Source organism: Runella sp., from assembly GCF_965279615.1.
Lineage (GTDB): Bacteria > Bacteroidota > Bacteroidia > Cytophagales > Spirosomataceae > Runella.
Window position 1 is genome coordinate 221,997 of record NZ_OZ257252.1, and the last position, 11,432, is coordinate 233,428.

Here is an 11,432-nt window from a genome sequence, read left to right on the forward strand (position 1 = left end):
GCTTATTGGTTAAAAAAGGTGGATGAACGATTAGAAAGTATCTTTTTGGGAGGATGCCCGTTTGATCAGCGTTGCGGGTAAGACATGCTTTTGCGTATTATACTCCTGTTTACTTTCGTTCATGTGATCTAAGAGGGTTAAAATAAGTTGCTTAGACATTTCATGAACAGGCTGCGCAATGGCCGAAATCGTTGGTTGGTGGATTCGGAACAGGTCATTGTCATCAAAAACGACGATGCCGATTTCTTTGCCGATTTTGATCTTTAAACGTCCAAGCACTTCTATGCCGCTGATGGCCAGATAATTGGTCGCGAAAAACAGTGCATCTAATTGTTGGTTTTCCTGCATGAATTGCTCAATGTCCTCCGTAATGTCACCGGTTTTAGCGGTCAGGTAATCAAATTTTATCATAAAAGACGCCATACGGTGCTCGTGAATGGCGCGTTCGTAGCCCAATAAACGGTCAATCATTTGGACTTGGGTGGAATCCAGCGTTACAAAACCAATGTTTTTATAGCTTTGTGCAATGAGGTATTTAACGGCTTTATAGGCACTGTCAAAATTGTCCATCCCTACGTAACTGGACTCTACATCCCGGCAGTTTCGGTCAAACAAAACCACGGGCAAATTGTCTTTCATCAGGGCTTTAATGTCTTCTTCAATGTCTTCCGTGGGCGTAATGATGTAGCCGTCTACGTTGCGTTCGCGAAAGGTATTGATGAGATCTTTGGCCTTTTGTGGGTTGTTTTTGGTACTGCTGTAAATGATCTTGTATCCGTTTTCGTAAGCAATGTTTTCGATGTTGCCCGCAATTCCCGCAAAAAATGTATCGGCAATGTCTTCCACCATCAAGCCAATGACGTTGGTTTTGCCGGTGCGCAGACTTTTAGCCAAGTGGTTTGGTTTAAAGTTGTTTTTCGCGACATACTCCAACACCTTTTGCGTCAATTCTTCGCTGATGCGTTTTTCTTTCGACTTCCCGTTCAGGATATACGAAACCGTAGCGGTCGAAATCTGCAACGTGTCAGCGATTGACTTGATGGACATTTTTTTCATGAATTGCCTGCTTTTGAACGTTTTTGAACTTCCCGAAAATTTCGGACTTTCGGGAAGTTCAAAAGAAGAGATCGATTACCAACCCGGGTTTTGTTCCAGTTTGTTGTTCAACTGAATTTGCTGCGAAGGAATTGGCAAAAGGTAGTTTTTCTCCGCCCACTTACGATTGCTTTCCAGACGATAGATACCGTTCACCACCTGCGCTTTGATGCCCGCCCAACGCGTTTCAAAGGCCGTTCCTGCCCACGTAATGCCTTCAACCGGCATAGGCAATTCCGTTTCTGCCGTTTTCCAACGCTTCAGATCATCGACCCTAAATCCTTCAAAGTATAGCTCAATGTTACGTTCACGACGAATTTCGGTGCGCATATCCAGTGCGTTGGCACTCACGAAGGTGTTACTCAGTTTGGGCATTTGTTTGTTGACGCGATTACGCACCAAATTCAGCGATTTGTCCAGATCACTATCCGAAATACTTCCGGTACGTTCAAAAACGGCTTCGGCGTAGTTCAGCAATACTTCGGCGTAGCGAATAACCGGATAATCGTACCCTTCTTCATTGTCATTCAGGCGGCGCTCGGTGGCCCATTTTTGATTGCCGTAGCCACTCGCCGTAGCTGCATTGTGTTTACCGCGTGAGCCGGCAATGTCGGCGACATCACCGCGCCAAGTGGTGCGGGCACCCGGATTTTCGTTGTCCCAATAGTAGCGTCCGTCGATCATCATATTGTACCGCATTCGGTTGTCACGGTTTTCAAATTCTGATGTAGTGGTTTTATAGCCTTTGAAAAGCGGTGATTTTTCAATCGGCAAACCATCCTGACTTAGGTACGAATCCACAAATTTTTTGGTCAACCAATACACGTTGTTCAGGGTAGAATGAGTAATGTTCACTCGGATCTGGCGAGACGCGAAGTCGTAGCGATTCGTAAGAATGTATTCTTTGTTGGCCGCTTTGGTAATGTTGGCGGGGTTTGACTGCTGATTTTCCAGAATAAACAGGTATTTCTGCGCCGAGTCTCCTAACGCCGCCGGGGCAAAAAGTTGGTATTCATTGCCGGTAATAACAGAATTTGTAGCGGCTATTGATTTGTCCAACAAGGCATTGGCGCGGGCAGTATTGCCTCTGAATTTCTGCCAAGTTCCTTCATACAACGTGACTCGACCCAAAAATGCCTGCGCGGCACCTTTGCTGATACGGCCTTTGTCGCCCGCTGCAATGGCACTTTCAAGGGGCAGATCGGCGATGGCGGCCTCAATGTCGGCAATGACGAAATCGGCTACTTGGTCGCGGGTGTTGCGGGGAGCGTATAGCTCAGGCGATTCCGTACTCAGTAATTTATCAACTATAGGTACGCCACCATATTGCTGCAACATATCGAAGTAGAGATAGGCTCTGAAAAACTTCGCTTCGGCTACGTAGGTTTTGATGTCGGAAGGTTTTGGATAGGCCACGGCTTTGTCCAAGAGATAGTTGACTGTCCTTACACGACTGTAATTCCAGTTGCCGTCGGTGATGGGAATGGTATTGGAACCGTTGCTGAAGGTATTTCCTCCACTGGTGAAAAGAAAATCGCCACGGCGATCAGCGTGAGGATTGTCGTCCAAGATGGTGCCGAAAGACCACAGATAGGTGTAAAATTCGTTGGCCGCCAGTTTGAATTGGTCAGGTGTTTGCCAGAAATCTACGTCTGATATTTCGTTGATTGGCTTCATGTCCACCAACTTGTTGCAACTTACGCTCACAAACAGCAGCGAAAGGGCGATGAGCTTTGAAAATATAGTAATTCGTTTCATTGTCTTTGATTTGAAATAAGTTTAGAAAGTAACATTCAACCCGAACGTCGTGTAGCGATAAAAAGGATACCGCTGACTGAATGTGACCACGTTGTTGTTTTCGCTGTCGCCCGTATTGGCTACGGTTCTTTGCGCTTCCGGATCCCAGCCGTCACGGATTTTTGTCACTTCCCATAGGTCATTTCCTGAGAAATACACCCGTACTCGTTCCAATTTGGCTTTTTTGGTCAGCGCCGCCGGAATAGTATATCCGATAACCAAATTTTTCAATCGCAGATAAGCGCCGTTTTCAGCGATCCAATCCGAAGGAAAGTAATTGTAGTTGTTGACCGTACCTGTGGTTGAGATTCTCGGCAAGGCGGCCTCTGTTCTGGTTGGAGTCCACCATTGATCTACAAAAGCGGCATTTTGCGCTTGGAAAATAACCGCCGCAGGAATACGCCAGTTGCCGTCGCGGATGATGGTTCGTTGACCAACTCCCTGAAAAATGAAATTCAAATCAAAGCCTTTGTATTCGGCTCCGCCGTTGAAAGAATAGGTCAAACGAGGGGTGTCAACGCCCAAAAATTTGGCATCTTCGGGGAAAGTGATCTTGCCGTCGTTGTTGAGGTCTTTGAACATGTTATCGCCCAATGCAAGGCGTGAATTGGCTTGGGCACCTACGGCACCACTCGGCATGCCAATGTTGTTGCCCGTGATGTATTTGCGATAACTTTCCAGTTGCTCGTTGGTCTGAATACGTCCCGCGTATTCCAGTCCAAAATAGGAACCGATCGGATAACCTTCTACGGCGGTATTGTAGCCGCGAACGCCCGTGCCGATGATGTTTTGGCCGCCGAAATTGATCAGTTTGTTTTGATTATCGGAGAGATTTCCCCCAATTCGGTACGTTAAAGCACCGATCTTGCCGCGCCAGTTCAAAGACAGATCCCAGCCCCACGTTTTTAAGTGACCGTTGTTTCCCTGTGGTGCACTTGCCCCCAAAACGGCCGGGTAGGTGCGGTTAAGCAACATGTTACGGTTATTTTTAACAAAATAATCAAAGCTGCCTGTTAGGCGATTCTGAAGTACTCCGAAGTCAAGACCGATGTTTTGATTTTCCACTTTTTCCCACGTACGGTCAAAGGCAACCAATGTGCCGCTTGGCGAAATTCGCACGGCAGGGCTGGTTCCCAGAATAGGAAATCCTGCGCTTTGCTGATTGGTAGAAAAAGCCAAATTAAGGAATTGAATGTAGTCATATGAACCAATTCCGCTTTGATTGCCGAGTGCTCCGTAAGATACACGTACTTTCAGCATATCAAACAAGTTGGTGTTTTTGATGAAATTTTCTTCAGACAAAACCCAACCGGCTGAAATTCCATAAAACATTTTCCAACGGTCTTCGGGACGGAATTTCGACGAGCCGTCGTAGCGTAAGTTGGCCTCTAATAAGTATTTATCTTTAAAAGCGTAATTAAAACGTCCGAAGTAACCCGCAATTGCTGTATGATATTGAGCTTCACCAACGGATTTTGAAGTAGGGTCACCGGTACTCAGGTTCAACGAAGGCGGTACGCCCATTACCACATCGAACGTCTTGGCAATAAAGCGATTGTATTCGAAACGTTCATATTGCGCACCTGTTACGGCTCTAAGGCTATGATTGTTAGCGAGGGTTTTGTTGTATTCCAGGTAGCCGCTTGCCGTAAAGTTTGCCTCGGTTTTGGTGCCACGTTGGTAAGAAGTACGGGCAGGCAGGTCGGAGATTTTGACCGTACCCGAATAGTCGTACCAAGGAATGATGTTTTCCATCGTACGATAATCGGTGGTAAGCAAATAATAACCCGACGATGCGACTGCTTTTAAGTTGGGAGAGAGGTCATACGTCAATTTAAAATTGCCATTCAGTCGGGTGTTGATCTCTTTGTTATCTCCGCCAAAATCCGCAATGGCGTTCACGGCGGCATTACCGATGCCGGAACCCCACACATAAGGCAGCCCCGTTAATCCTCGGCCTGATAACGGTTTTCCGGGTTGGTTTCCGTTGTTCAAAATATCACCCAAACGCGTAGGCTGAACGATTGAATTGCGTTCCAACGAAAGGTTACTTTCAAGACTCAATTTTTTTGAGAATTGATAGTCGTGCGCTAAGCGCAGATTGTAGCGTTTATTGGAATTGTTGCCGGGTTGAAGCAAGCTGCCGTCGTCCAGAAAACCCAACGAAATCCGATACCCCGATTTGTCATTTCTGCCCGAAATACTCAATTGGTGCTCCTGCGAGTGAGCCGTACCCCAGAGTACATCCTGTTCAGTCCCGTTGAAGAAAGGAAAATCTTTTACATCCGAGAAAAGTCCCGCTCCTGCCAAGCTTGCCGCGTCGTATTGGGCTTTGGACATCCAGTCGATTCCCTGCTTTTTGGCGGCAATGGCCACATTGGCGTAGTTCAACCATATATCGGTGGCGGGAAAGCCGTCCGTTTCGCGGGCTTCCTTGATCAGTGGCCCCCAGCCATTGATATCGACCAATTTTGGTAAAAGGCCAACGTTCTTTTGTGATAATGCGACGTTGTATTCAATGCGCGGCTTGCCGTTTTTAGCGCGTTTGGTCGTGATCAAAACCACGCCGCCTGCCGCTCTTGAACCATAAATGGAAGCGGCCGCATCTTTTAAGAAAGAAATATTCTCAATATCGTTGGGATTGAAAGAGTTCAGGGCACTCACGCCGGGTACGGGCAATCCATCCACGATCACTAATGGCTCAGTGCTGTTGATGGATGCCGCTCCGCGAATCTGGAAATTCCAACCTTCACGGCCGGGCTGCGACGAACTGCGCGTTACAGTCACCCCCGCTACCTGTCCCTGCAAAGCTGCCAATGGGCTGGCTACGGGACCTCTGTCTTGAAATGTCTTGGCCTCAACGGTGGCGACCGAACCCGTCAGGGTCGCTTTCGTTTGGGTGCCATACCCGACTACCACCACTTCCTGCAAACTTTTTGGGTCGGGGCGAAGTTGAATAGTAATGATTTTACGGGTTCCGACGATGACTTCCTGTTTTTCATACCCTAAAAAAGAGAAAACCAACGCTGAATTTTCGTCAGGAAGAGACAGTATAAACTTACCATTGGGGTCTGTCGTTGTGCCGCGAGTCGTATTTTTAACGGCCACACTCACGCCCGGCATCGGCTCGTTTTTCTCGTCGGTTACGGTGCCGCTGATGGAAATATCAATGATGGCATTTTCGACTTCTATGGGTAATACTTCGACATTTGCACCTTGTTCGTTGCGTAAAAGAATCTGATTTCCGGCTACTTCGTACGAAATTTGAAGCGGTTTTAAGAATGATTCCAATACTTCGGAAAGGGATTTGTCCTGCGCGTTTAGGCTTACTTTTCGCTCGGCATGGATCAACTGCGGACTGTATACGAAACGCACCGAAGCCACTTTGCTGATCTTACGAATAGCGGATTCAATGTTCTGATTTTCAATCGTAACCGTAATGCGCCGATTAAGGAGTTCTTGAGCATTACCGTTGGTGGCGAATACCCACGTACAGGCCAGTGCCGACAGTAAGAGTTGATAAAAAGAGAGACGCATGATTTTTAGGAAAACCTTTAGCGTTTTAGAACCATTTTTCATACATTTGAAACGTTTTACAATTTACAATTTTTACAAAAAAGTCCCCTCTGTCCGACGTTTGTCGGATGGAAGCAAGCCTGAGAAACTGCGGGGGACGGGTCTAAAATCGGGAACGTTGGCGCGTTTCCGATTTTGTTTTTTTAAGGAGTAGGTATTTTGTAGGTTTGGGTCATATTGGATTGGTGAATTAGAGTGAGAATAATCAATTAGTGGAACATCCTTTACTGTAAATAACAATTTGAGCGTCAACGGTCCCGTAACGGGCGTCAATGGCTTTGCAGATCAGGTCAAGCTGTTCATAAAAGCTTTCATCCGTAAATTCGGCGCTGATCTCGCAGTTTTTCAGCACGGAGGTATCGTGAACAATGGTTACTCCGTAGGCGTTGGAAAGTTTATCAAAGGCTTCATTAACGGGGGTATTGGTAAAGGTGAACGCTGCTTTTTGAGTTTCGGGGGCTATTGGTTCGGGCAGACTTACCAGTGATTTCTTCATGTTGAGTTCTTTCCGGTCAAACACCACTTGCTGATTGGGCGTCAGCACCAGACCGCTGAGTACGGGAGCGTTTGTTTCTGCGCCGGCTTCTTTGGCCGAAAAGACCGATACTTTTCCCGTTTTAACGATCACTTCCACCTTGGCGTCTTTGTCGAAAGCCCGAATGGTAAAACTGGTTCCGAGTACTTTTGTCACCAATTCATTGGCATACACTAAAAATGGCCGTTTGGGGTTTTTGGTCACGTTAAAAAAAGCTCCTCCGCTTAAATTAACGGCGCGTTGGGCCGACGCAAACGCTTTTGGATAACTCAGGCGGCTTTTCGGAAACAGCGTCACCTGACTTCCATCGGGCAGATCGACTGTTTTTTGACCGGTTCCCTCATTTTCAATTTCTACCAATGCTTCGCCCCATTGACTTTTGCGAAGCTCGTACGCTGCGGGTGGATTCAATTTAGTTTGTATCGTATAATAAAGGATCCCGGCAAGACCAAGAACCACCACCGCCGCCATGGCCTGTTTAAGCCAACTTATTCGATTAAGCACCGGGGTAAAAGCAATTTCTTTGACCTCGCGCGCCTTGGTAAGTTGACTCAATTCGTGTTGGATTTCCTCTTCGGTCAATAATTCATGCGCTTGGTGCATATTTTGCACAAATTGACGGGCAATGGCCACATTTTCTGATTGGCCGGGGTTGGCAGTGAGCCATTCCTTCCAAAAATTACTTTCGTCGGGGGGATTTTTCAGCACCCAACGACGGAAGGAGTCGTCAAGAATAAGATCAGAGGTTGTATAGTTCGTGTAATCTTTCATTGATTTAATTTTGTCTTTCTCAGGTGTGTTGTAAGGAAATAGTATTTACCGAAGAAGGAATACCCTTTTTTGGAGAAAAATTTTAAAATTATTTTTTCAGACACGGAAAAAAGCGGGTGTTAGTTATCCGGTAAGTGGCTAACCGGTTGACAGACAGAAACAAAGGGAATATGCAAAATTGCGGATGCTACTTAAACGTTTATGCAAAAAACAGCGCCATCAATAAAAACAGCGGTAAGAGAATAATAAAAGCAGGAAGTAGGTGCTTCATTTGCGTAAGCGCCCTGTACAAAAAATTGGCAACGGTTTGCCGCTCAACGTCCATGATTTGGGCGATCTCTTCATTGGAAAGTCCTTCATAAAATTTCAGGAAAATAACTTCCTGTTGCCGCGAAGGAAGTTGCTCAATGGCGCGGCGAAGGGTTTGAGCCTGTTCGGAGAGCAGTTCGGCCGCGATGAGTTCACGCTCGGCGGTCATCTCATCCGTGAAGGAATCTTTGTCCCAATCGTCGGTTTCTCCCAATGATTTTTCCTGACGCAATTGCCGGAACAGGTTGTTGCGCAGGGACTTAATAAGATAGATCGTTACGTAAGGTGTATCGACCAGTTTTTCGCGTCGCTCCCACAATTCCAGAAACAGATCCTGAATGCAATCTTTGATAAAATCTCGGTTTTTGGTAAAGCGCGTAGCATAGTTAAAAAGTACTCGATACCGTAACTCGGCCAATTGGTCAAATGCCTTCTCATCTCCGGCTTTAAAGCGGCTCCAAAGTTGCGCCAAAAGGGGTTCGTCGTGCGGGATGGGCATTGATCTGTACGGAAGTAGTGGTACAATATTAGCAGACAGATTAAAATAATAGAAATATTCGAATAGAAAATTATCCTTTTGTTTTTCTTTAGGACTAAAGTAGTTGGTTATTAAGGGATAAGATTATTTTGGAGTAGTTAAATTTCAACTTTCTTATATAACTTTGTGTTATTCTCATTCTTATTTTGAATAGTGGCTAAGTTAAACGCAGGTTTTGAATAAGTTAGAAAAAGCGTAACGTTTTCAAAGCTGTTTTTCAGGTTGCGATTCAGAATAACTTAAGTGTTTTTTCCACCCGTTATTGGTCCTGATTTCAGTCCTTAGCTTTAGAGGCTAATACGTTGTTGCATACAGTTCACTTTATCGATTCAGCTCATGAAAAGGATACAATGCTTGATCTTACTCTTTTTTTGGTGCTTTTGGGCAATAGCACAGGAAAAACAGCAACCCTATAATTACTTTGTGCGAGAGGCGAGAATTACTGATTTGGGTCATAACATAGAAGTCAATAAGAAAGGAGATACCGTTTTTATTGCTCACTACAGAGAACAGAACCAGATCAACGGCAGCAATCAGGATTTTATTAAAACATATAAAGGCACTCCATTTTTTAAAAATGGATGGTATCGTGGGAAATTCCAAACGGATACCGGGATGGAATGGGAGTTTTTAATGGCGTACAATATTCAAAAAGAAGAGATTTACCTTTCCGGTGGTCCCAGTCAGGATGCCACGGTGATGCGGCCGCCTTCATTTTCGATGCAGGGGCATACGTTCAGGTACTTTAAAAACCAATATTACGAGGTCATTTATGAAGGCGAAAGCCAACTCTGGAAGAAGTACGAATGCACGCTGCACTTTAGTAAATCCGAGCAGCGAACGGGCTACGAAGTCGAAGGCGGTGCCAATGAGTACGATGGGGATTTTTTGAAAAGTGCAAAGTATTATTTGAAGGAGGGAAATAAATTACGGGAACTGCCCGCTAAGAACCGCCTTTTCAGGTTATTTGGCGCCAAATCCGACGATGTGAAAAACTACGCAAAAACCAAAGGAATCAGTCCCGGTACAGAACACAGTTTGGTTTCGCTCTTTAAATTTTATGATTCTTTATAAGGAAAAACAGTGTTTTTTTTTAGCCTTGTTACAACTTTTCAGAAAGAATAACGTTTCACAGTAAGTTCATTAAATAAATCATAAACAAACATGAGAAATTCAATTTTTGCTTTATTCCTCTCGCTTATTGCCCTCAATTTTGCCTGCAGCCAAAACCCTCCTAAAAGCCCTCACCTGACGGTTGAAGGCAAAGATGTAAAAGTTGTTTATGGACAGCCTTCAAAACGCGGACGAGTTATTTTTGGAGCAGACGGCAGTCAAAGCCTTGAAAAATACGGCAAAGTATGGCGTACAGGTGCCGATGAAGCAACCGTTATTACGTTCAAAAAAGACGGTATGTTTGGTGGCAAGGCCGTAAAAGCAGGTGATTATGGCTTCTTTACGATTCCCGGTGAAAAAGAATGGGTAGTAATTCTGAACAGCGAACCAAAACAATGGGGCGCTTACAACTATAAGCAGGACAAAGACGTACTTCGTATCACAGTGCCGGCCATGACATTGAAAGAGCCGGTTGAAAAACTGACCTATGAAGTAAAAGACAACGCATTGGTATTTATGTGGGATACGGCCGGATTTTCGGTTCCGTTGCAGTTTTAATGACTCACCAAAAGCATACAATGTAGCCCGGCCTTAGCGTTGGGCTTTTTTTTTGCCATTTCAACACTAAATTTTTACCCTCGTTGGCTTTTAATAGCTAAACGTCTTAATCTTTATTGTATGCCCACTACACGTCGTCAAACCCTTGCCGCATTGGCTTCTGCCGCAGGAGCCGGTTTATTGCCTGATACCGCAAATGCGACCGTTGCCAAAACGCCTGCTTTTATTCCCTGCCTCAACATGAGTACCATTCGAGGACAGAAGTTGGGTTTTGTCAAAGAGCTGGAAACGGCTGCGAAAGCAGGTTTTCGCTCAGTTGAAATCTGGATTGATTCCTTACAGACATTTATAAAAGAAGGCGGAACACCTGCCCAAGCCCGCAAGATTATGGGCGATCTGGGCATTACCGCCGAAAATGCCATTGGGTTTGCTCCCTGGATCATTGATGATGAAGCTGCCAGGGCCAAAGGTGTTGCGCAGCTCAAAAGTGAAATGGAGCTTTTGGCGCAGGTTGGATGTATGCGCGTAGCCACGCCTTCGGTAGGGGCGCAAACGCCGCAATCGCCTCGTATTGATCTGTTGAAAGCGGCGGAACGTTATCGTGCTATTCTTGAGATCAGCGACCAAACGGGCGTTATTCCTCAATTAGAGCTGTGGGGCTTTTCGAAAAACCTGAATAAATTGAGTGAAGTAATGTACGTTGCCATCGAAAGCGGGCATCCATCGGCGCGGGTTTTGTTGGATGTGTATCACCTGTACAAAGGCGGTTCAAGTTTGGATAGCTTAAAATTAGTGGGAAAACCGGGCGTTGAAATTTTTCACGTCAATGATTATCCTTCTACCCTGACGCCGGCAGCGATCACTGATGCCGACCGGGTTTATCCCGGCGACGGCGTGGCACCGATTGCCCAAATCCTGAAAATCATCAAAAATCCGGAGCGCCCCATTGTACTTTCGTTGGAAGTATTCAATAAAACGTACTACGCTCAGGATGCGCTTGCCGTAGCTAAAACGGGATTGGCAAAGATCAATAAAGTTATTGCCGGAATTTAGGACAAGATTTTTACGGTTTTGAGAGACCAACGAATGAGAGGGTGCTCTTTCGGTTTTGAAAAACCGAAAACACATTCGCCCCGAAAG

Annotated in this window: 8 protein-coding genes; 3 read left to right on the forward strand and 5 right to left on the reverse strand. The window is 45.6% G+C overall.

The window, feature by feature from the left end:
- Positions 1-30: 30 nt before the first annotated feature.
- The 5 genes from ACQY73_RS00970 to ACQY73_RS00990 form a co-directional block, all read right to left on the reverse strand.
- Entirely contained in the window at positions 31-1,056 is a 1,026-nt protein-coding gene (locus ACQY73_RS00970) for a LacI family DNA-binding transcriptional regulator (protein ID WP_428660198.1), read from the reverse strand.
- A gap of 75 nt (positions 1,057-1,131) precedes the next feature.
- The gene (locus tag ACQY73_RS00975; protein WP_428660201.1) at positions 1,132-2,853 is read right to left on the reverse strand and encodes a RagB/SusD family nutrient uptake outer membrane protein; all 1,722 of its coding nucleotides are present in this window, start codon (positions 2,851-2,853) and stop codon (positions 1,132-1,134) included.
- Positions 2,854-2,874: 21 nt separating this feature from the next.
- Entirely contained in the window at positions 2,875-6,429 is a 3,555-nt protein-coding gene (locus tag ACQY73_RS00980) for a TonB-dependent receptor (protein WP_428660203.1), read from the reverse strand.
- 244 nt (positions 6,430-6,673) lie between these two features.
- On the reverse strand, positions 6,674-7,774 hold the full coding sequence (locus ACQY73_RS00985) for a FecR family protein (RefSeq protein ID WP_428660206.1): 1,101 nt from the start codon (positions 7,772-7,774) through the stop codon (positions 6,674-6,676).
- A gap of 199 nt (positions 7,775-7,973) precedes the next feature.
- Positions 7,974-8,582, reverse strand: a complete 609-nt coding sequence (locus tag ACQY73_RS00990; RefSeq protein WP_428660209.1) for an RNA polymerase sigma factor — start codon at positions 8,580-8,582, stop codon at positions 7,974-7,976.
- 375 nt (positions 8,583-8,957) lie between these two features.
- Here ACQY73_RS00990 and ACQY73_RS00995 point away from each other — a divergent pair, with 375 nt between their 5' ends.
- The 3 genes from ACQY73_RS00995 (at position 8,958) to ACQY73_RS01005 (ending at position 11,345) form a co-directional block, all read left to right on the forward strand.
- Positions 8,958-9,695 (forward strand): hypothetical protein, encoded by a 738-nt coding sequence (locus ACQY73_RS00995; protein WP_428660211.1) that lies wholly within the window; start codon positions 8,958-8,960, stop codon positions 9,693-9,695.
- A 90-nt stretch (positions 9,696-9,785) separates the two neighbouring features.
- On the forward strand, positions 9,786-10,292 hold the full coding sequence (locus ACQY73_RS01000) for a DUF2911 domain-containing protein (RefSeq protein ID WP_428660213.1): 507 nt from the start codon (positions 9,786-9,788) through the stop codon (positions 10,290-10,292).
- Positions 10,293-10,412: 120 nt separating this feature from the next.
- On the forward strand, positions 10,413-11,345 hold the full coding sequence (locus tag ACQY73_RS01005) for a sugar phosphate isomerase/epimerase family protein (protein ID WP_428660216.1): 933 nt from the start codon (positions 10,413-10,415) through the stop codon (positions 11,343-11,345).
- Positions 11,346-11,432 lie beyond the last annotated feature (87 nt).